The following is a 20,017-nucleotide window of genomic DNA, read 5'->3' on the forward strand; positions in this document are numbered from 1 at the left end:
TGCGGCAATTCGCCCGCCTTGTGATTCGGCAAATCCGGAAATAGCCTCGGTCGACCTTCTTGCCGGCCACGACGATGCCCACCCCCCACGACCGCCCCAGCCCGCGTGCCCGCAACCGTGCCGCCGCCACTGCCGACAGCGACCGCCTGACCCGCACGGTGGCCGAGCACCTGCGCTTCTCGCCGGAAGCCGGCCACATCCAGCTGTTCGCGCAGCGGATGCTGCTGATGCACGCCAACTCCTTCGCCGAGATGCGGCGCGAGCTGATCGAACAGCTCGGCCTGGCCCGGACCCGGGAAATGCTGACCCGGCTCGGCTACCGGCAGGGCTTCGAGGATGGCCAGCGGGTCCGCGCGCTGGACCCGGACGACATCGCCTACGCGCTGGCGCTGGGCCCGAGGCTGCGCGAGACCGAGGGCTTCGTCAGCACCCGGCCGATCGACGCGATGCGCTTCGATCCGGCGCAGGGCGCGTTCTCCGGCGATTTCCTCTGGGCCTCGCCGTGGGAAGGCGAAGCCCATCTGGCGCTGATCGGCCTGAGCGGCGAACCGGCCTGCTGGATCATGTGCGGCTACGCCAACGGCTACTGCACGGCGGTGACCGGCGTGCCGATCCTGTGGCGGGAAACCGAATGCGTGGCGATGGGCCACAGCCATTGCCGGGTGATCGGCAAGCCGCTGTCCGCCTGGGAAGACCTGGATGCCCGCGATACCGGCTTCCTGCAGATCCACAGCTTCGTCGGCGCACCGGTGAAGCCGGCAACGGCGCCGGAACGGCCGACGCCGGCGGCCGGCTTCGGACAGGGCTTCGAAGGCTTCGTCGGCGCCTCGCCGGCGTTCAATGCCGCAGCACACCTGGTGCGGCGCGTCGCGCCGACCGATTCCACCGTGCTGTTCCGCGGCGAGAGCGGCGTCGGCAAGGAACGCTTCGCCAAGGCGCTGCATTCGATCAGCCCGAGGGCCGAGCGGCCGATGGTGTCGATCAACTGCGCGGCGATCCCGCCGGAGCTGGTCGAAGCCGAGCTGTTCGGCGTCGAGAAAGGCGCTTACACCGGCGCCGACGCCGCCCGCCCCGGCCGCTTCGAGCGCGCCGACGGCGGCACGCTGTTCCTCGACGAGATTTCCAGCCTGTCGCTGCAGGCGCAGGGCAAGCTGCTGCGGGCGATCCAGGAGCACGAGATCGAAAGGGTCGGCGCCACCCGCGTGCAGAAGGTCGATGTCCGCCTGGTGGCGGCCGCCAACTGCGACCTGCGTGCGGAGGTCGAGGCCGGCCGCTTCCGGGCCGACCTGTTCTACCGGCTGAACGTCTTCCCGATCGAGATTCCGCCGCTGCGCGAGCGGCGCGAGGACATTCCGCTGCTGGTGTCGCTGTTCATCGAACGCTATGCCAGCCGCTTCGGCAAGACCGTCGGCGGACTGACACCGCGGGCCTTCGATGCGCTGTGGGACTACCACTGGCCCGGCAACGTGCGGGAGCTGGAAAACATGGTGCAGCGCGCGGTGATCCTGGCCGAGGACGGTGGCGGCATCGACGTGCAGCACCTGTTTTCCGGCGGCGAGAAGCTGCGTGCCGCCTCGTTCAACCTGAACGTCAACGGCACGCTGGTGCCGAGCGCCGCCGCACAGGCCGCACCTTCCAGCGAACCCGACAGCCGCCACCGGCAGCTTGCCGATCAATGGCTGGATGCGCAGCAGAGCTTCGCCGACCTCGAAGCGCTGCTGGTGCAGCGGGCGCTGGAGCGGTCCGGCGGCAATCTGTCGGCTGCGGCGCGACAGCTCGGCCTGCGGCGCGGGCAGATGGAATACCGGCTGAAGAAGCGCGGCGGCGAGCCGGCCGCCGGCTGATTGCGGCGCTTATTCCTGCTTCGTCAGCGGTGCCCGTCGGCCGGCATCCGAGACGGCACCGGCTGCCGGCTCAGCAGGCCGAGGATCGGCGTGCCGTGGGCGCGCATCGCCGGCTCGATCTGCCGGTGCAGCGCGTGGTAGCGGTAGAACGGCACGCGCGGGAACAGGTGGTGCACGGAGTGCAGGTTCTGCCCCAGCCAGAACCACTCCAGCGGCTTGAGCCAGGTCGGCATGATCAGGCTGCTGGTGTTGCGGTAGCGCGCCGGCTCCTGGTACGGCAGGTGCGGCCGGTAGGCGAACCAGTAGGCGGTGAAGAAGGCGCCGCACAGGTAGCCGACCAACAGCATCGCGCCGGCCGTCCAGGTCGGCACCAGCATCAGGTAGAGCACGCGCCAGCCGATCGCCAGCGTCACTTCGGCGATGAAGCCCAGCTTTTCGCGCCGTGCCGCGGTCTGCCAGTAGTCGCGGAACAGGAAGGAGTTCTGCACCCACAGGAAGCGCAGACCGCAGACGATGAAGGCGATCAGGCCGTCGCGCATGCCGCTGACCACGTAGTCCGGGTCCTTGTCCGGCTGGTTGGTATAGCGGTGGTGCGTGAAGTGCTCGACCGTGTGCGTGGAGTACGGCACCGTGATCAGCGGCGCGACCAGATAGCCGCAGAGATCGTTGACCCACTTCAGGCGATCATTGCCGCCGTGGATGTTGCCGTGCGCCGCCTCGTGCAGCGGCGTGTACGACAGATAGGTCAGCACGGCATAGCTCAGGGTCGCAGCCCAGAACGGCATGACCCCGGTGGCGAACAGGACGAGATTGGCGATGAACGCGGTGATCACCAGCAGCACCAGCGCCACGGTTGGCCAGGCGAATTCACCGGTGTACGTGCGGGCGGTGGCGATGGCCTGCTGATTGAGCGCGGCAAGATCGTGCGACATGAGATGCTCCGGCAGATGAACGACGTGGCACAGCCTAGCGACCGCCCCCTCCCGCCGACAGCGCATTGCCGGCCTGCGGCAGCGCATTTCCGGCCGGCACCGGGTGGCCGCGCATGAGCCTCGCGCCGGACCTCGTGGCGGCCCCGGCGGGGCTCGCGGTGCAGCACCCGATCGCGATCGCCCAGGTGATGGTCAACTTCGCCGCTGGCCATGGCGTCGACGCCGGTACCTGCCTGCTCGGCACCGGTATCAGCGAGGCCCAGCTGCACGATCCGGACGTGCTGATCGCCCGCGAGCAGGAAATGCGGCTGATCGAGAACCTGATGCTGGCGCTGCCGGCGGTGCCGGCGCTCGGCTTCGAACTGGGGTTGCAGTACAACGTGGCGACCTTCGGCATCTGGGGCTTCGTGATGCGCATCAGCCGGAACCTGCGCGAAGCCGTGCGCAGCGCGCTGCGCTACCTGCCGCTGAGCACCGCGTACTGTCAGCTGTCGGCGTTTTCCGACGATGCGGAGTTCGGCGTCCATCTCGATCCCGGCGGCATTCCCCAGCACCTGCGCCAGTTCCTGCTCGAACGCGACACCGCCACGGCCATCAACCTGCTGCGCGAACTGGGGCTGTCCGGCGTGCGCCTGCTGCGGCTGGAGTACCAGGGCCGCCCGCCCGAGCACGCAGGACGGATCGCCAGCCTGATCGGCTGCGCGCCGCAGTACGGCAGCAGCCGCAACGCCGTGGTGCTGCGGCGCGTCGATGCCGAGACGCCGTTGCCGATGTACGACGCCCATCTGGTCCGCCTGCTGGAGGACCAGTGTCGCGCGCAGCTGGAACGGCGGCAGGTGCTGGGCCTGAGCGGCCAGGTGCGCCAGCTGCTGCTGGGACCGGCCGGGCTGACCGCGTCGATCGAGGACATCGCCCCCCAGCTGGCGATGGCGCCGCGCAGCCTGCGACGGCGGCTGGAAGAGGAAGGCACGAGCTTCCGGCAACTGGTCGACGCCGAACGCCGGCAGCTGGCCACACGGCTGCTCGACGGCACCGAGATGAAGATCGACGAACTGGCGCTGCAACTCGGCTACGGGGACACCGCCAGCTTCAACCGGGCGTTCCGGCGATGGTTCGACCAGTCACCCGGCGAGTACCGGCGCCGTGCCGCGCGTGCGGACGGGCCGACGTCCGAGCGCTGAGTCGGTTCAGCGGGCGTTGTGCAGCTCGATCACCACGTTGCCGGCCCGCACGCGGCGCGCTTCCTTGGCGGAATCCGAACGGAACAGCTCCAGCTGGTTCAGGTAGTTGTCGTCGATGTCCTGGGTCACGTACTGGCCGGTGAACACCGAGCAGTCGAAGCTCTCGATCTTCGAGTGCTTGTGGCGGACCGCTTCGATCAGGTCGGCCAGATCCTGGTAAATCAGCCTGTCGGCACCGAGCAGCGTTTCCAGCTCCGCATGGGTACGGCCGTGGGCGACCAGTTCCGAGACGCTGGGCATGTCGATGCCGTAGACGTTCGGGTAGCGCACCGGCGGCGCGGCGGACGCGAAGTACACCTTGCGGGCACCGGCGTCGCGCGCCATCTGGATGATTTCCTGGCTGGTGGTGCCGCGCACGATCGAGTCGTCGACCAGCAGCACGTTCTTGCCGCGGAACTCGACATTGATCGGGTTCAGCTTCTGGCGAACGCTCTTCTTGCGCTGCGCCTGCCCCGGCATGATGAAGGTGCGGCCGATGTAGCGGTTCTTGATGAAGCCTTCGCGGTAGTTGACGTTGAGCCGCGCCGCCAGTTCGGCACCGGCGACCCGCGAGGTATCCGGGATCGGGATCACCACGTCGATATCGTGATCCGGCCACTCACGCAGGATCTTCTCGGCGAGCTTGATGCCCATCCGCAGCCGCGCCTTGTAGACGTAGATCTTGTCCATCACCGAGTCGGGACGGGCCAGATAGACGTGCTCGAAGATGCACGGCGTGTAGACCGGGTTGACCGCGCACTGGCGGACATGGATCTCGCCGTCGAGGGTGATCCACACTGCTTCGCCAGGCGCGATGTCGGCGATCATCTCGAAACCGGCGGCGTCGAGCGCGACCGATTCCGAGGCGATCATGTAGTCGTAGCCATGCGGCCCTTCGCGCCGGCCGTAGACCGCCGGGCGGATACCGTAGGGATCGCGGAAGCCGACGATGCCGTAGCCGCTGATCATCGCCACCACCGCATAGGCGCCCTTGGCGCGCACATGGACGCGGGAGACGGCGTCGAACACATCCTCGGCGGTGACCCGGGGCGAGCCGATCATCATCAGCTCGTGCGCGAAGACGTTGAGCAGCACTTCCGAGTCGGAATCGGTATTCAAGTGCCGGCGGTCTTCGGCGAACAGCTCCTGCTTGAGCTGGTCGGCATTGGTCAGGTTGCCGTTGTGGGCCAGCGACACGCCGAACGGCGTGTTGGTGTAGAACGGCTGCGCTTCGGCCGAGGTCGAGGTGCCGGCGGTCGGATAGCGCACGTGGCCGATGCCCATCGGCCCGCGCAGCCGGATCATGTATTCGTCCTTGTTGAAGACATCCCGCACCAGGCCGTTCTCCTTGTGCAGGTACAGGCGATCGCCATGGCTGGTGATGATGCCCGCCGCATCCTGACCGCGATGCTGGAGCATGGTCAGGGCGTCATAGATCTCCTGATTGACCTGACTTTTCGCAACGATTCCGACAATGCCGCACATGAGAAGACTCCAGTCAGGTTTCCGGGGCTGCGCCCGGGTGTGATTCGTGATGCAGGGTGTCGTCATCCGCCAGCCAGGCGAGCCAGGCCGGCGGAATCGCGTCGTGCAAGGTATCGGCCAGCGGCAGCAGATTCGGCCGCAGCTGCGATGCCTGGAAGGCCGGCTCGCGGCCGAGCGCGCTGACCTGGGTCAGCAGCACGACGGCGGTGACGATCAGCAGGCCGCGTGCAAAGCCGAAACCGCCGCCCAGCATGCGGTTGAATCCGGACAGGCCGGTCGCCTTGACGACGTGCGAGGCCAACCAGTTGACGAGCGCGCCGGCCAGCAGCACGGCGACGAAGACGAGGATGTGGGCAGTGACGCCGCGCACCAGCGGCGAGTCGATGGCCGAGTCGAGCCAATGGGCGACGTCGGGCGCGTGCAGGCCGGTGACGAGGAAGGCGGCGATCAGCGCAGCAAGGCTGATCGCTTCGCGGACGAGGCCGCGCCAGATGCCCAGCAGCATGGAGAACACGACGGTACCGATGAAGGCGTAATCCACCCAGTTCATGCTGTCCCAGCGGGGTTTTCGACGGCGCGGAGTCTAGCATTGCAGCCTCGTTTCAGGCGGCCGCTTTTCGCTGCGGGCGCCGAAACTTAACGAGCGGCGGCGCGTCCAAGCGTACACTTCGCGTCGCCCCCACCCGGTTCCTTCATGCGCAAAACCCTTCTTTCGCTGGGCGTCGCCACGCTGGCTTTCGCAACCGCCGTCAGCCAGGCGCAGCAGGCGCCGATCGACCTCCCCGACCTCGGCAATCCGGCGGATCTGGCGATCTCGCCGCGCCAGGAAGAGGAGATCAGCCGGCAGGTCGCAGCCGAGCTGTACTACTTCAACTACGTGCTGGAAGACGTCGAAGTCGGCGAGTACCTGAACACGCTCGGCTGGCGGCTGGCCGCTTTCGGCACCGAGAAGCCGCCGGAATTCCGCTTCTTCATGATCGCCGACCCGCGCATCAACGCCTTCGCGCTGCCGGGTGGCTATGTCGGCATGAATGCCGGCCTGATCCTGGCCGCGAGCAATGAAAGCGAAGTGGCCGGCGTGATGGCGCACGAGCAGGCCCACGTCACCCAGCGACACGCCGCCCGTGGCCAGGACCAGGGCGAAGTCGAGACCATCGCCACCTGGCTGGCGGTGCTGGCGGCGATCATCGCCGGCTCGGCCAATCCGAACGTGGTAATCGGCGCGCTGTCGCTCGGCCAGGGCATCAACTACAACCGTCAGGTCAGCTATACCCGTGCCAACGAGTACGAGGCTGACCGCGTCGGCATCCGCACGCTGGCGGCTGCCGGCTTCGATCCCAACGGCATGGCCAGCTTCTTCGCCAAGCTGGAACAGCAGACCCGGCTGTACGGCAACCGCCTGCCGGAAATCCTGCTGACCCACCCGGTCAACACCACGCGTATCGCCGAGGCCTCCGCCCGCGCCGCGCAGTACCAGAAGCGCGAGGTCAAGAACTCGGTCGATTTCGAGCTGATGCGGGCGCGCGTCCGGGTGCTGATGTCGGAATCGCCGAGCGAGGTCGGCTCGTATTTCCGGGGCGAGATCGAGGGCGGCAAGGCAACGCCGGAAAACCAGTACGGACTGGCGATGGCCCTGGCCGCGCAGAGCCTGTACGAGGAGGCGGAGCAGGCAATCGAACCGCTGGTCAAGCAGAACATCAAGTCGGCCAGCGTGCCGATCCTGCAGGCCCGCATCCTGATCGGCCGCGACCGAACCGGCGACGGGCTGGCGCTGCTGAAGAAGACGCTCGACGGCCTGCCGCGCTTCCCGCCGGTGATCCTGGCCTACGCCGAAGCGCTGATCAACGCCGGTGAACCGGCCGAGGCGCGCCGCGTGCTGCTGTCGCACGAACAGGCGCTGGGCACCCGGATCGAAACCTACCGCCTGCTGTCGGCGGCGGCCAAGGCGCAGGGCAACATCGCCGAGGCGCAGTACCAGCAAGGCGTTTATCACTACGCGCGCGGCGACGTCCGCTCGGCCTTGCAGCAGCTCAACGCCGGCCTGCGGGTGGCTGGCATCAGTCCTTCCGACCGCGCCCGGCTCAGCGCCAAGCGCCAGGAAATTCTCGAGCAGATCCCGAAGGACGAACTGCGTCGCCTGCAGCGCGAGTAGCGCCGACCAGCAATCAGCGCCGCGTCGGCGGCGGCTTCAGATGGCCGCTGTCGATCAGCCAGCGGTGGCAGTCGTCGAGGATTTCCGCCAGCGGCTTCGGCTCGTAGCCCAGCTCGGCGACAGCGCGGGTGTTGCGGCAGTACAGGTTGCTCGACAGCAGCGCCAGTGCGTCGCGCGTCAGATCCGGCTCGCGGCGCAGCAGTGGCGACACCCATTCGTCGACCCGCGCCAGCGTCTGCAGGGCCAGCAGCGGCAACGGCAAGACACGGGGCCGCTGGCCGCGCATCCGGGCAACCTGGCGCACGACGCCGCCATAGCTCGAATCGGCGCCGCCGAGCACGTAGTGACTACCGCAGCGGCCACGGTCGACGGCGGCGACATGGGCGCGCACCACCGAACGCACATGGCAGAAGCTGCCGCCGCCGGCCGGCACCGTCGGCAGCTGACCGGCGTCGACCATGCGGAACACGCGCGACCAGTTGCGCAGGTCGTAACGGCCGATCACATGGCCCGGGTTGAGGATCACCGCGTTGAGTCCCTTGCTGAGGCCCCGGCGGATCTCGCGCTCGGCCAGCGCCTTCGAACGCACGTAGGCGATCGGCGAACCGAGCCCGGACGATGGCGTCTCCTCGGTCACTGTGCCGCCATTCATGCCGTAGGCGACCAGGCTGGACGTGTGGATCAGCCGTCCCGCGCCGGATTCCAGCGCCGCCCGCACGACATTGCGCGTGCCCTTGACGTTGACACGCAGCTGCTCGACCCGATGCCGCGCCCACAGCGAGGTATTGCCCGCGACATGGAACACGGCGTCGACCCGCTCCGGCATCGCTGCCCGCAGCGCCCGGTAGTCGGTGACATCGCCGATGACGCGTTCGACCGGCAGGCGCAGCAGCAGCCCGGGATCACGATCGGCGCGGTGCATGGCCGTCACGCGCCAGCCCTGCGCCAGCAATTCCTCGCACAGGTTGGAACCGACGAAGCCGCTGGCGCCGGTGACGAAGGCCGTGCGTGCCATGGCGGTCAGAGATCGTCCCGAACAGGCGCGATGGTCGCCCACTGCTTGCAGCCCGGGCATTGCCAGAACAGCACCCCGGGCTTGAGGCCGCAGCTGGAACAGCTGTAGCGCGGCTGGGCATCGAGGCGCTTGCGGAACGCGGTAGTCAGCGCCCCGGCCGTGTCGTAGCCCGGCATCGCGGCATCGATCCAGAACAGCAGGCCGCGCCAGCCCGGGGTCTTCAGCAGCCGCGCCGCCAGATAGGCCTGGGCATCTTCGGCCCGGGCGGCCAGCCGTTCGGCCTTGGCCAGCGCCACCGCCATCGAGTCCGGATGATCGGCCTCGGCATCGTCGAGGAACTGGGCATAGCCGGCGTCGTCATCGAGCTGATCGAAGCAACGGCGCAGCACCGGCAGCACATCCGGCAGGTAGCGGCGATCCTGCTCGATGGCGCGGCTCGCGCAACGGATCGCCGTGGGCCAGTCTTGGTCGGCCTCGGCCAGCGCCGCCAGCAGCAGGCTGGCGCGCGCGCAATCGCGGTCCGACGCCAGGGCTTTTTCGGCCCGCTCGCGCGCGACCCCGAGCTGGCCTTCATGGCGAGCGTTCTCCGCCAGTTCGCAGTGATGATGGGCGATGCGCCGCGCCTGGCTGCGCCCCTGCACCGACTGCAGCCGTCCAGCCGTTGACATCGCCTGAGGCCAGTCGCGCCCCTGTTCGTGCAGGTCCAGCAGCAGCTCCAGCGCGGCTTCGAGATGCAGGCCCCGGCCGATCAGCTCGTTGAGCAGCTGCTCGGCGCGATCCATGACGCCGCCCTTCAGGAAGTCCTGCGCCAGCTCCAGCCGGGCAGCTGCCGCTTCCTCGACATTCAGGCCCGGCCGGGCGATCACCGCTTCATGCAGCTGGATCGCACGATCGAGTTCGCCGCGCTTGCGGAACAGGCTGCCGAGGGTGAGCTGCAGTTCGACAGTGTCTTCGTCTCGCCGAAGCGGCAGATCGGTGGACGGCGGGCCGGCCGCAGGGCCGTCGCCAAGATCGACGGCGCCACGCTTGGCCAGCGCCAGGCCCAGCACCACGCCGAGCGGCAGCAGACTCCAGGAAATCAGGGTTTCAAGCATCGCGCGGCGCAGCCAATGGCTCAGCGCCCGCCGGCGAGCGGCAGGTTGCGCAGGTTCTTGAGCTCGGTCTCGCTATCGCGCAACTGCTTGCGCAGGCGGCGGATATCCCGGTGCAGGCGCAGGATCCGGACGCCGCAGAGCGCCAGCGTGAGCACTGCTGCGATGACGAAGCTGACCGCCACCAGCACGGCGACACGGACATCCACCGAGCCGAACAGGTAATGGAAGGTGACGCGCTCGGCATTGAAGTAGCCGAGGCTGGCGCCGATGGCGAAGACCAGCGTCAGCAGCAGAACGGTCAGGAGACGAAGCATGGCGGAACGGTCTCCGGGACGGATGACGGCGGACCGGCGGCCAGGAAGCCGACGGCTCAGGAATTCTTCAGCGGCGTGGTCTCGATGCTGGCATTGACCCGCTCGCGCATCTCCTTGCCCGGCTTGAAATGCGGCACATGCTTGGACGGAATGCGCACCGCTTCGCCGGTCTTCGGATTGCGGCCGACCCGGGACGGACGGCTGTGCAACGCAAAACTGCCGAAGCCGCGGATCTCGACCCGCTCCTGCTTGGCCAGCGCATTGCTGATCTGGTCGAGCACCAGCTTGACCGCCAGTTCGACGTCCTTCTGCATCAGGTGGGTCTGCTTCAGCGAGAGCGCTTCGATCAACTCGGATTTGGTCATAAATGCTTTCGCGATCAAACCTTTGGGATGCTCGACGATAGTGAAAAACGCCTCGCCGCGCAACCTCGCGAACGATCCGCGTCGGTACTGGCGAGACAAAAAAAGAGCCGCGCGGCTGCGCGGCTCTTTCATGCAGCAGGCTGCCTCAGGTTCAGTCGTTGCCGCCGATCTGTTCCTTGAGCAGGTCACCCAGGCTGGTCTTGCCAGTCGAAGCGTTGCGGCTGTACTCGGCCACGGCCTCTTCTTCTTCCTGGATTTCCTTGGCGCGGACCGACAGCGTCACGATGCGGTTCTTGCGATCGACACCGATGAAGCGCGATTCCAGCTCCTGGCCGACCGACAGCACCTTGGTGGCGTCGTCCACGCGGTCGCGCGACAGGTCGCCGGCCTTGATGTAGCCCTCGACACCACCCGCGAGGGTGATGACGGCGCCCTTGGCGTCGACTTCCTTGACGGTGCCCTTGACCATCTGGCCCTTCTGGTTGTCGGCAAGGAACATCGTCAGCGGGTCCTGACCCAGCTGCTTGATGCCCAGGCTGATGCGCTCGCGGCTGCCGTCGATGGCCAGCACGGTCGCTTCCAGTTCCTGACCCTTCGAGTAGCGGCGGACGGCGGTTTCACCCGGCTCGTTCCAGTCCAGATCCGACAGGTGGACAAGGCCATCGATGCCACCATCCAGACCGATGAAGATGCCGAAGTCGGTGATCGACTTGATCTGGCCCTTGACCTTGTCGCCCTTCTGGAAGTTCTGCGAGAACTCTTCCCACGGGTTCGGCACGCACTGCTTCATGCCGAGCGAGATGCGGCGGCGCTCTTCGTCGATGTCGAGAATCATGACTTCGACTTCGTCGCCCAGGTGCACCAGCTTGCCCGGGTTGACGTTCTTGTTGGTCCAGTCCATTTCGGACACGTGGACCAGGCCTTCGACGCCCGGCTCGATTTCGACGAACGCGCCGTAATCGGTGATGTTGGTGATCTTGCCGAACAGGCGGGTCTTTTCCGGGTAGCGACGTTCGATGTCGACCCACGGATCCGCACCCAGCTGCTTCAGGCCGAGCGACACGCGGCGACGCTCGCGGTCGTACTTCAGCACCTTGACTTCGATTTCCACGCCCACGGTCACGACTTCCGCCGGATCCTTGATGCGCTTCCAGGTCATGTCGGTGATGTGCAGCAGGCCGTCGATGCCGCCGAGGTCGACGAACGCGCCGTACTCGACGAGGTTCTTGACCACGCCGCGCAGGATCGCGCCTTCCTGGAGCTTCTCGAGCAGCATGTCGCGCTCGGCCGAGTACTCGGCTTCGAGCACTTCACGGCGAGACACGACGACGTTGTTGCGCAGGCGATCGAGCTTGATCACCTTGAATTCCAGCGGCTTGCCTTCGAGGTAGGCGGTGTCGCGGACCGGACGGACGTCGACCAGCGAGCCCGGCAGGAACGCGCGGACGTTGCCGATATCGACGGTGAAACCGCCCTTGACCTTGCCGGTGATGATGCCGATGACGGTTTCCTTGCCCTCGAACGCCTTCGTGAGGCGGTCCCAGGTCCGGATGCGCTCGGCCTTTTCCTTGCTGAAGCGGGTTTCGCCGAAGCCGTCTTCGACGGTTTCGAGCGCGACTTCGATGCGGTCACCGACCATCACGGTGGCCGGTGCGCCGTCGACCATGAATTCCGAAATCGGAATCACGCCTTCGGACTTCAGGCCGGCGTCAACGATGACGACATCGGCCTTCACTTCAAGCACCAGCGCGGAAACGATGGTGCCCGGCTGCATCGACTGGCCACCGGCCAGGCTCTGCTCGAACATCTCGGCAAAACTGATTTCAGCAACAGATTGAGTCATTCAGGAAGCTCTTGAGGTAGGTGAAACATCCGCGATGCCTGCCTGGCAAAGGGGTCTGAGGTTCAGGATCACCATCCTGGCAATCCGCTTTGAATCAACAACTTGCTGTCAGAAAACGAGGTTTCGGCGCTTCAGCAGCGCTGCCACCACCTGCAGGACCTCGGTCACGTCCAGCGCCGTCGTATCGATGGTCACTGCATCTGCGGCGGCAACCAGCGGAGCGACGGTTCGCTTCCGATCGCGCTCGTCCCGAGCGCAAACCTCGGCAAACAGGTCGGCGAGATTAACATCGAGGCCTTTTCGGCTCAACTGACGATGACGCCGCTCGGCGCGTGCCTCCGGGCTGGCGTCGAGAAACAGCTTCAGCACGGCATCCGGGAACACCACCGTGCCCATGTCGCGGCCATCGGCGATCAGGCCCGGCGCGGTGCGGAAGTCGCGCTGCCGCTGCAGCAGCGCATCGCGGACGACGGTGGCCGTGGCGATCCTCGACGCCAGATCGCCGGTGGTTTCCTCTCGCAACGCGGAGGTCCAGTTGTCGCCATTGACCAGGATCGCCTCGTCGGCCTCGGTTTCGCCGGTGAAGCGGATGTCGAGCGTCGGCGCCAGTGCAGCGACCCGCGCCGAGTCTTCCAACGGAATCCCGGCCCGATGGGCGGCCAGCGCAAGAATCCGGTACAGCGCGCCGCTGTCCAGCCGGTGCCAGCCGGTATGCGTCATCAGCCAGCGGGTGACCACGCCCTTGCCGACGCCGGCCGGGCCGTCGACGGCAATGACCGGGACCGGATCGGCGATCACGAGGCGACCCGCTCGCTGATCCGCAAGCCAGCGCCGCCCATCAGCGCGACGAAGCCAGGGAACGAGGTGTTGACGTTGGCGCAGTCGAGAATCGTGATCGGTCCGGTCGCGCGCAATGCAGAGATCGCAAAGCTCATTGCGATGCGGTGATCGCCCTTCGAATCGACGGTACCGCTGCCGATGGGCGAGGCATTGCCTCGCCCGGTGATGATCGCGCCATCGGGCTTCGCGATCGCCGACACGCCGAGCGCGGTCAGGCCATCGCACATCGCGGCAATGCGGTCGGATTCCTTGACGCGGAGTTCTTCCGCGTCGTTGACCGTGGTCACGCCGTCGGCGCAGGCGGCGGCGATGAACACGGCGGGGAACTCATCGATGGCGCTGGCCACAACATCGCCGCCGATGGTGATGCCCTTCAAGGCGGCGCCCTGCACGCGGATATCGGCGACCGGCTCGCCGCCGAGCATCCGTTCATGGGTCAGCGTGATCGTCGCGCCCATGCTGCGCAGGATGTCGATGATGCCGGTGCGGGTCGGATTGATGCCGACCGCTTCGAGCAGCACGTCGGAACCCGGCACGATTGCCGCAGCGACCATCGGGAAGGTCGCCGACGAAATGTCCGCCGGCACTTCGATATGGGTGGCCTTGAGCCGCTGGCTGCCCTGCACCGCCGCATAGCCCGGCCGGGCGTCGACGCTGACGCCGAAGCCGCGCAGCATCCGCTCGGTGTGGTCGCGCGACGGTTCCGGCTCGCACACCTCGGTCTTGCCCTCGGCATAAAGACCGGCCAGCAGGATGCCGCTCTTGACCTGCGCGCTGGCGACCGGCGAGTCGTAGGCAATCGCCTTCAGCGATGCAGCCGGCGAGAACTGCAGCGGCGACGTGCCCTTGTCGGTGGTGGCGATCACAGCCCCCATCGAGCGCAGCGGATCGACAATGCGCCGCATCGGCCGCTTCGACAGCGAGCTGTCGCCGATCAAGGTGGTTTCAAAGGCTTGCGCGGCCATCAGGCCGGACATCAGACGCATCGAGGTGCCCGAGTTGCCGAGATCCAGCGGCCCGGCCGGCGCCTTGAGGCCATGCAGGCCGACGCCGTGCACGCGCAGGTGCGTCGGCCCAAGCTGCTCGATGCGCACGCCCATCGCCTGGAAGGCCTTCATCGTGCACAGGCAGTCCTCGCCGGTCAGGAAGCCGGTGACTTCCGAGATGCCTTCGGCCAGCGACCCGAGCATCACCGCCCGGTGCGAGATCGACTTGTCGCCGGGCACGCGCAAGCGGCCGGCCAGCTGGCCGCCGGGCTGCACGACAAAGGTCAAACCGGGTCCTTCAGTGCTCATGGTTCAAATCTTGGCTCTATTCGATTCGGGTCAGGTGCCGCTCGCGCGCCGCGCGGGCGCGCTCGAAAACCGCGTGCATCGCCTCCCAGTCGCCGCGCTCGATCATGCCGTGCAGGCGGCTCAGCTCGTCGATCTGTTTCTTGAGGAGTGCCGCTACCGGCTCGGCGTTGGCGCGCAGGATGTCGTGCCACATGCGCGGGCTCGACGAGGCGATGCGGGTGAAATCGCGGAAGCCGCCGCCGGCATTCGGGAAGATGTCGGCATCCGCGCCTTCAAGCTGGTCGAGCATGTCGACGAAGCTATAGGCCAGCAGATGCGGCAGGTGCGAGGTCGCCGCGAAGATCGCGTCATGACGGGCCGCCTCCATCTTGACGACGCGGGCGCCGGTCGCCGCCCACAGCCGTTCGACGGTCGCCAGCGCCTCGGCATCCTGCGTGGCATGCGGCGTCAGGATCAGCCGGTGGTTGCGGAACAGGCCCGGCAGCGCGTTGGCGACACCAGATTTCTCGGTGCCGGCGATCGGATGCGCCGCGACGAAACGAGCCGGCACCTCGCCGAACACGCTGCGCACTGCCGCCAGCACCGACTGCTTGGTGCTGCCGACATCGGTGACGATAGTGCGCGCCGACAAGCCCGGCTTGCAGGCGGCCAGCGCCGACGCCGTGGCCAGCACCGGCACCGCGATCACCGCGACGTCGGCGTCGCGCACGGCATCGGCGGCGTCGACACCCGCGCGGTCGATGACGCCCAGCGCCAGCGCCGCCTGCACCTGCGCCGGATCGCGGTCGTAGCCGCTGATCGTCGCCACCACGCCAGCCTCGCGCAGCGCACGCGCCAGCGAGCCGCCGATCAGCCCGAGGCCGACGACGGCAAGACGGATCGGCGCCGGCTCGCTCACGCGGCGAGTGCTGCCTTCAGCGCCTCGAGGAAGCGCGTGTTTTCGGCAGCCGTGCCGATGCTGACTCTCAGCCAGGTCGGCATGCCGTAGGAGGCCATCGGCCGCACGATCACGCCGCGCTCCAGCAGGCCCTTGTGCACCGGCGCGGCATCACGGCCGACGTTGAAGGTCAGAAAATTCGCCTGCGACGGCAGCACCTTGAGCCCCAGCGCGGAGAATTCGGCCTTCAGCCGTGCCATCTCGCTGCGGTTCAGCTCGACGGCTTGCGCCACGTGGGCCTGATCGCCAAGCGCCACCTCCGCCGCCAGCAGCGCCAGCATGTTCAGGTTGAACGGCTGGCGAACGCGGTTCAGCAGATCGGCCACGCTGGCGTGAGACAGCGCATAGCCGGCGCGCAGGCCGGCCAGGCCATAGGTCTTCGAGAACGTGCGGGTGACGACCAGGTTCGGATAGCGATCGAGCCAGGCACGGCTATCGGGCTTCAGGGCCGGATCGAAGTATTCGATGTAGGCCTCGTCGAGCACGACGATGGTCTGCGCCGGAACCTTGGCGATGAAGGCTTCGAGCGCGGCCGGCTCGACCCAGGTGCCGGTCGGGTTGTTCGGGTTGGCGATCATCACCACGCTGACCTCTGGCGTCAGCGCGGCCGCCAGCGCATCGAGGTCGTGACCGAACGGCATCACCGGATGATCGGCCGGCAGCGCCTTGGCGACGATCGCCTCGGCGTTCTGTGCCAGCGTGGCCAGCGGATAGACCGCGAAGCAGTATTCCGAGAACAGCGCCTTGCGACCCGGGCCGAGGAACACGCGGGCGATGAATTCCAGCAGGTCATTGGAGCCGTTACCGAGCGTGATCCGGCTGGCGTCGATGCCGTGGAACTCGGCGATCTTCGCCTTCAGGCGGAAGCCACCGCCATCCGGGTACAGCGACACATTGCCGTTGGCCGCGTGTTCGGCCAGTGCCGTCTTGACCTTCGGGCTCGGGCCCAGCGGGTTCTCGTTGGAGGCCAGCTTGATGACGTCGGTCAGGCCCAGGCGGCGCTGCAGTTCGTCGATCGGCATGCCGGGCGAGTACGGCTCCAGGGCCAGCACGCCGGCCAGGGCATTCTTCAGGAAAGCGGGTTCGTTCAGGGACATCGGAGGACTCGATCGTGAGCGTCAGCCGGACGACGCCGGATGACCTTCAAGTGACGGATGCGGAGGGCTTCAGACCACGGCACGCGGATAGGAGCCGAGCACGCGGTAGAACGAGGCGCGCTTGCGCACTTCTTCCAGCGCGGCGGCGACCGCCGGTTCCAGGCGATGGCCTTCGACATCGAGGAAAAAGTTGTAGTCCCAGATGCCGCGCCGGCTCGGCCGCGACTCGATCTTCGACAGATTCAGCCCGGCCTTCGCGAACGGCTCCAGCAGGCGGAACAGCGCACCGGCCTCGCCACCGCTCGGTGCCGAGCAGACCAGCGAGGTGCGGTCGGCGCCGGTCACTTCCGGCTGCTGACGGCCGATCACCAGGAAGCGCGTGGTGTTGTTCGGGTCGTCCTCGATGTTGGCGGCCAGCGCGTGCAGCTTGTAGCGCTCGCCGGCAGCGGCGCTGGCGATCGCCGCACCCTGCCCGGTTTCCGACACCTGCTTGGCAGCCGCGGCATTGCTGACCATCGTCTCGCGCGGCACGCCGGGCAGTTTGCTGTCCAGCCAGCGCCGGCACTGGGCCAGCGACTGCGGGTGGGCGTAGACCACCTTCACGTCGGAGAGCTGCTCGTGCAGCGACAGCAGCTGATGGTGGATCGGCAGCCAGACTTCGCCGCAGATGCTCAATGGTGTCGTCGCCAGCAGGTCGAGCGTCGAGTTCACGACCCCTTCGGTGGAGTTCTCGATCGGCACCACGCCGTAGGAGGCCGAACCGGCTTCAACGTCGCGGAAGATGTCGTCGATGGTCGCCACCGCCCGCGCTGCGACCTGCAGGCCGAACTGCTTGTAGACGGCGGCCTGCGTGTAGGTGCCTTCCGGGCCGAGATAGGCGACCGCGAGCGGCGATTCCAGCGCCAGACAGGCCGACATGATCTCGCGCATCAGCTTGGCCATGACCTCGTCAGGCAGCGGCCCGCCGAGCGCGCGGTTGTGCTCCATCGCCTTCTTCAGCACTTCGGCTTCGCGGGCCGGCCGGTAATGGTCGCCGGTCGCACCACTGGCCACCTTGATCTCGCGCACTTCCTCGGCAACGCGCGCCCGGCGGGCGATCAGCCGCTGCAGCTCGGCGTCGATCGCATCAATCTCGGCGCGCGCTTCGGGCAGGGATGCGAACGACGCCATCAGCGGCAGCCCTCGATCACCCGGGTGGCGAGCACGCCGGGAATCGCGGCCAGTTCATCGACCATCTCGGCCGGCAGCTCCTGGTCGACATCGACCAGCGTGTAGGCAATGTCGCCGCGCGACTTGTTGAGCAGATCGTTGATGTTGATCTGGTGCTTGGCCAGCGCCGTGGTGATCTGGCCGACCATGTTCGGCACGTTGGCGTTGACGATGGTCAGCCGCTGCTTGCCCGGCAGCAGCGGCATCACGGCTTCCGGGAAGTTGACCGAGTTGCGGACGTTGCCGGTTTCCAGGAATTCGCGCAGCTGGTCGGCGACCATGATCGCGCAATTGTCCTCGGCTTCCGCTGTCGAAGCACCGAGATGCGGCGTCGCGATCACCTTCGGATTTCCGGCCAGCTTGACGCTGGGGAAGTCGCAGGCATAAGCCTGCAGCGCACCGGACTTGAGCCCGGCCAGCACCGCGTCCTCGTCCATGATTTCGGCGCGCGCGAAGTTCAGCAGCACGCCCGGCTTCTGCATCAGCGCGATGCGCTCGGCATTGATCAGGCCGCGCGTGGCATCAAGCAGCGGCACGTGCACCGAAATGAACTGCGACTTCGACACCAGATCATCGACCGACAGCGCCTGGATCACGCCGGAATTCAGCTGCCAGGCGTTCTGCACGGTCATCGCCGGATCGAAGCCGTAGACCTTCATGCCCAGATCGAGCGCGGCATTGGCAACCTTGACGCCGATCGCACCGAGACCGATCACGCCCAGCGTCCGGCCCGGCAGTTCCATGCCGACGAAGTTCTTCTTGCCGTCCTCGACCAGCTTGTGCAGTTCGGCGTCAGTGCCCTTGAGACCGGCGACGAAAGCCAGCGACGGCGCGATATTGCGGGCGGCCAGCAGCATCGAGGCCAGCACCAGTTCCTTGACGGCATTGGCATTGGCGCCCGGCGCGTTGAACACCGGCACACCGCGCTGGCTCATCAGGGCTACCGGGATGTTGTTGGTGCCGGCGCCGGCCCGGCCGATCGCCCGCACCGTGGCCGGAATCTCGACCTTGTGCAGGTCCGCCGAGCGCAGCAGCAGCGCGTCCGGATGGGCGATGTCCGACGACACCTCGTAACGGGCACGCGGCAGGCGCTCCAGCCCCAGCACGGAAATGTTGTTCAGCGTCTTGATCTTGAACATGGCGTCGTTCTTTTTGTCGCGGGACCACCCAGGAAAGGCAACTCACGCAGGAATGCGAAGTCGCGGCAGAGCAGCAAGGTCTTTTCAGATCTCCGGCGTTTCTCCGCGCCTCCGCATCCTGGTGCGAGATCGCGTCTATCAGCCCCGGGTGCGGGCGAATTCCTTCATGTAGTCGACCAGCGCCACGCAGCCGGCTTCCGGCATCGCGTTGTAGATCGAGGCGCGCATGCCGCCGACGGCGCGGTGACCTTTGAGGCCCGGCAGGCCGGCGGCGACCGCACCCTTCAGGAAGTCGGCGTCGAGCTTGTCGTCGGCCAGGGTCCAGACCACGTTCATCCACGAGCGGTCGGCCTTGGCGACCGGGTTGGCGTAGAACGACTGGCTGTCGATGTAGTCGTAGATCAGCGCCGACTTGCGGCGGTTGCGCTCGCCGATCACGGCCAGACCGCCTTCGGACTTCACCCACTTGGTGACCAGCCCCGACACGTACCAGCTGAAGGTCGCCGGCGTGTTCAGCATCGAGTCGTTTTCGGCGACCGACTTGTAGTCGAAAATCGATGGCGCCACCGGGTTGCAGGTACCGAGCAAGTCGTCGCGGACGATCACGAAGGTGATGCCGGCCGGGCCCGCGTTCTTCTGCGCACCAGCGTAGATCAAGCCGAACTTCGACACGTCGAGCGGACGCGACAGGAAGCTCGACGAGAAATCGGCAACCAGCGGCACGTTGCCGACGTCCGGGGTCCACTGGAATTCCACGCCCTCGATCGTCTCGTTCGGCGTGTAATGCACGTAGGCCGCATTCGGATCAAGTTTCCAGGTTTCGCGCGCCGGCACCTGGTTGAACTTCTCGGGCTTGGCGGCGGTGTTGGCCTTGCCCCAGCGCGCGCATTCCTTGACCGCCTTGGCGCCCCAGGCGCCGTTGACGATGTAGTCCGCGCTCTTGCCGTTCAGCAGGTTCAGCGGCACGGCGGCGAACTGGCCGGTGGCCCCACCCTGCATGAACAGCACCTTGTAGTTCGACGGCACACCGAGCACTTCGCGCAGGTCGGCCTCGGCCTCGGCGGCGATCGACATGAAAGGCTTGTCGCGATGCGACATCTCCATGACCGACATGCCGGTGCCGCGCCAGTCGAGCAGTTCGTCACGCACCTGTTCGAGGACCGGGACCGGAAGCGTCGCAGGGCCAGCGCTGAAGTTGAATACTCTCGTCATTTCAATGACCTGTGTTTGATTTCT

The 20,017-nt window shown here is 67.0% G+C and carries 18 protein-coding genes; 3 read left to right on the forward strand and 15 right to left on the reverse strand.

Annotated elements, in window-relative coordinates; all coding sequences use genetic code 11:
* The first annotated feature begins 74 nt into the window (after nt 1-74).
* Nucleotides 75-1,844 (forward strand): sigma 54-interacting transcriptional regulator, encoded by a 1,770-nt coding sequence (locus ACTIGJ_RS04430; protein WP_439639075.1) that lies wholly within the window; start codon nt 75-77, stop codon nt 1,842-1,844.
* Nucleotides 1,845-1,867: 23 nt separating this feature from the next.
* Here ACTIGJ_RS04430 and ACTIGJ_RS04435 read toward each other — a convergent pair whose 3' ends face one another.
* Nucleotides 1,868-2,776, reverse strand: coding sequence for a fatty acid desaturase family protein (locus tag ACTIGJ_RS04435; RefSeq protein ID WP_439639076.1), 909 nt, complete (start codon nt 2,774-2,776; stop codon nt 1,868-1,870).
* Between the two features lie 113 nt (nt 2,777-2,889).
* On the opposite strand from ACTIGJ_RS04435, the gene ACTIGJ_RS04440 reads away from it, so the two are divergent.
* A complete protein-coding gene (locus ACTIGJ_RS04440; protein ID WP_439639077.1) occupies nt 2,890-3,957 on the forward strand; it encodes an AraC family transcriptional regulator in 1,068 nt (355 codons plus the stop codon).
* A 6-nt stretch (nt 3,958-3,963) separates the two neighbouring features.
* On the opposite strand, the gene purF is transcribed toward ACTIGJ_RS04440, so the two are convergent.
* Nucleotides 3,964-5,481 carry an amidophosphoribosyltransferase gene (gene purF / locus ACTIGJ_RS04445; RefSeq protein ID WP_439639078.1) on the reverse strand — a complete coding sequence of 506 codons (1,518 nt, stop codon included), beginning with the start codon at nt 5,479-5,481 and terminating at the stop codon, nt 3,964-3,966.
* 13 nt (nt 5,482-5,494) lie between these two features.
* Nucleotides 5,495-6,031 (reverse strand): CvpA family protein, encoded by a 537-nt coding sequence (locus ACTIGJ_RS04450; RefSeq protein ID WP_439639079.1) that lies wholly within the window; start codon nt 6,029-6,031, stop codon nt 5,495-5,497.
* A gap of 144 nt (nt 6,032-6,175) precedes the next feature.
* Here ACTIGJ_RS04450 and ACTIGJ_RS04455 point away from each other — a divergent pair, with 144 nt between their 5' ends.
* On the forward strand, nt 6,176-7,633 hold the full coding sequence (locus tag ACTIGJ_RS04455) for a M48 family metalloprotease (protein ID WP_439639080.1): 1,458 nt from the start codon (nt 6,176-6,178) through the stop codon (nt 7,631-7,633).
* A 13-nt stretch (nt 7,634-7,646) separates the two neighbouring features.
* On the opposite strand, the gene ACTIGJ_RS04460 is transcribed toward ACTIGJ_RS04455, so the two are convergent.
* The 12 genes from ACTIGJ_RS04460 to serC all read right to left on the reverse strand — a co-directional run bounded on the left by ACTIGJ_RS04460 (nt 7,647) and on the right by serC (nt 19,993).
* A complete protein-coding gene (locus ACTIGJ_RS04460) occupies nt 7,647-8,648 on the reverse strand; it encodes an SDR family oxidoreductase (protein ID WP_439639081.1) in 1,002 nt (333 codons plus the stop codon).
* A gap of 5 nt (nt 8,649-8,653) precedes the next feature.
* On the reverse strand, nt 8,654-9,742 hold the full coding sequence (locus ACTIGJ_RS04465; protein ID WP_439639082.1) for a lipopolysaccharide assembly protein LapB: 1,089 nt from the start codon (nt 9,740-9,742) through the stop codon (nt 8,654-8,656).
* A gap of 20 nt (nt 9,743-9,762) precedes the next feature.
* Nucleotides 9,763-10,056 carry a LapA family protein gene (locus ACTIGJ_RS04470; protein WP_439639083.1) on the reverse strand — a complete coding sequence of 98 codons (294 nt, stop codon included), beginning with the start codon at nt 10,054-10,056 and terminating at the stop codon, nt 9,763-9,765.
* A 56-nt stretch (nt 10,057-10,112) separates the two neighbouring features.
* A complete protein-coding gene (locus ACTIGJ_RS04475) occupies nt 10,113-10,421 on the reverse strand; it encodes an integration host factor subunit beta (protein ID WP_293371962.1) in 309 nt (102 codons plus the stop codon).
* A 151-nt stretch (nt 10,422-10,572) separates the two neighbouring features.
* Nucleotides 10,573-12,264, reverse strand: coding sequence for a 30S ribosomal protein S1 (gene rpsA, locus ACTIGJ_RS04480; RefSeq protein WP_439639084.1), 1,692 nt, complete (start codon nt 12,262-12,264; stop codon nt 10,573-10,575).
* Between the two features lie 108 nt (nt 12,265-12,372).
* The gene (gene cmk / locus ACTIGJ_RS04485) at nt 12,373-13,062 is read right to left on the reverse strand and encodes a (d)CMP kinase (RefSeq protein ID WP_439639085.1); all 690 of its coding nucleotides are present in this window, start codon (nt 13,060-13,062) and stop codon (nt 12,373-12,375) included.
* Complete coding sequence (gene aroA, locus ACTIGJ_RS04490; RefSeq protein ID WP_439639086.1) at nt 13,059-14,399, reverse strand: 3-phosphoshikimate 1-carboxyvinyltransferase; 1,341 nt, start codon at nt 14,397-14,399, stop codon at nt 13,059-13,061. The genes cmk and aroA overlap by 4 nt, the downstream gene beginning before the upstream one ends.
* 16 nt (nt 14,400-14,415) lie before the next feature.
* On the reverse strand, nt 14,416-15,297 hold the full coding sequence (locus tag ACTIGJ_RS04495) for a prephenate dehydrogenase (RefSeq protein WP_439639087.1): 882 nt from the start codon (nt 15,295-15,297) through the stop codon (nt 14,416-14,418).
* Nucleotides 15,294-16,433, reverse strand: a complete 1,140-nt coding sequence (gene hisC / locus ACTIGJ_RS04500; RefSeq protein ID WP_439639088.1) for a histidinol-phosphate transaminase — start codon at nt 16,431-16,433, stop codon at nt 15,294-15,296. The genes ACTIGJ_RS04495 and hisC overlap by 4 nt, the downstream gene beginning before the upstream one ends.
* Nucleotides 16,434-16,502: 69 nt before the next feature.
* Nucleotides 16,503-17,603, reverse strand: coding sequence for a prephenate dehydratase (gene pheA / locus ACTIGJ_RS04505; RefSeq protein WP_439639089.1), 1,101 nt, complete (start codon nt 17,601-17,603; stop codon nt 16,503-16,505).
* Nucleotides 17,603-18,781: a phosphoglycerate dehydrogenase gene (locus tag ACTIGJ_RS04510; RefSeq protein WP_439639090.1), complete on the reverse strand. Its 1,179-nt coding sequence runs from the start codon at nt 18,779-18,781 to the stop codon at nt 17,603-17,605. The genes pheA and ACTIGJ_RS04510 overlap by 1 nt, the downstream gene beginning before the upstream one ends.
* Before the next feature lie 138 nt (nt 18,782-18,919).
* Nucleotides 18,920-19,993, reverse strand: a complete 1,074-nt coding sequence (serC, locus tag ACTIGJ_RS04515; RefSeq protein WP_439639091.1) for a 3-phosphoserine/phosphohydroxythreonine transaminase — start codon at nt 19,991-19,993, stop codon at nt 18,920-18,922.
* Nucleotides 19,994-20,017: the final 24 nt, after the last annotated feature.

This window comes from Nevskia sp., from assembly GCF_051860985.1.
In the GTDB taxonomy this organism is placed as follows: Bacteria; Pseudomonadota; Gammaproteobacteria; order Nevskiales; family Nevskiaceae; genus Nevskia.

What these genes read in the sequence shown, in the direction of transcription:
- ACTIGJ_RS04430 (WP_439639075.1), top strand. Translation starts at nt 75, where the DNA reads ATGCCCACCCCCCACGACCGCCCCAGCCCGCGTGCCCGCAACCGTGCC.
- ACTIGJ_RS04435 (WP_439639076.1), bottom strand. Translation starts at nt 2,776, where the DNA reads ATGTCGCACGATCTTGCCGCGCTCAATCAGCAGGCCATCGCCACCGCC.
- ACTIGJ_RS04440 (WP_439639077.1), top strand. Translation starts at nt 2,890, where the DNA reads ATGAGCCTCGCGCCGGACCTCGTGGCGGCCCCGGCGGGGCTCGCGGTG.
- purF (WP_439639078.1), bottom strand. Translation starts at nt 5,481, where the DNA reads ATGTGCGGCATTGTCGGAATCGTTGCGAAAAGTCAGGTCAATCAGGAG.
- ACTIGJ_RS04450 (WP_439639079.1), bottom strand. Translation starts at nt 6,031, where the DNA reads ATGAACTGGGTGGATTACGCCTTCATCGGTACCGTCGTGTTCTCCATG.
- ACTIGJ_RS04455 (WP_439639080.1), top strand. Translation starts at nt 6,176, where the DNA reads ATGCGCAAAACCCTTCTTTCGCTGGGCGTCGCCACGCTGGCTTTCGCA.
- ACTIGJ_RS04460 (WP_439639081.1), bottom strand. Translation starts at nt 8,648, where the DNA reads ATGGCACGCACGGCCTTCGTCACCGGCGCCAGCGGCTTCGTCGGTTCC.
- ACTIGJ_RS04465 (WP_439639082.1), bottom strand. Translation starts at nt 9,742, where the DNA reads ATGCTTGAAACCCTGATTTCCTGGAGTCTGCTGCCGCTCGGCGTGGTG.
- ACTIGJ_RS04470 (WP_439639083.1), bottom strand. Translation starts at nt 10,056, where the DNA reads ATGCTTCGTCTCCTGACCGTTCTGCTGCTGACGCTGGTCTTCGCCATC.
- ACTIGJ_RS04475 (WP_293371962.1), bottom strand. Translation starts at nt 10,421, where the DNA reads ATGACCAAATCCGAGTTGATCGAAGCGCTCTCGCTGAAGCAGACCCAC.
- rpsA (WP_439639084.1), bottom strand. Translation starts at nt 12,264, where the DNA reads ATGACTCAATCTGTTGCTGAAATCAGTTTTGCCGAGATGTTCGAGCAG.
- aroA (WP_439639086.1), bottom strand. Translation starts at nt 14,399, where the DNA reads ATGAGCACTGAAGGACCCGGTTTGACCTTTGTCGTGCAGCCCGGCGGC.
- hisC (WP_439639088.1), bottom strand. Translation starts at nt 16,433, where the DNA reads ATGTCCCTGAACGAACCCGCTTTCCTGAAGAATGCCCTGGCCGGCGTG.
- pheA (WP_439639089.1), bottom strand. Translation starts at nt 17,603, where the DNA reads ATGGCGTCGTTCGCATCCCTGCCCGAAGCGCGCGCCGAGATTGATGCG.
- ACTIGJ_RS04510 (WP_439639090.1), bottom strand. Translation starts at nt 18,781, where the DNA reads ATGTTCAAGATCAAGACGCTGAACAACATTTCCGTGCTGGGGCTGGAG.
- serC (WP_439639091.1), bottom strand. Translation starts at nt 19,993, where the DNA reads ATGACGAGAGTATTCAACTTCAGCGCTGGCCCTGCGACGCTTCCGGTC.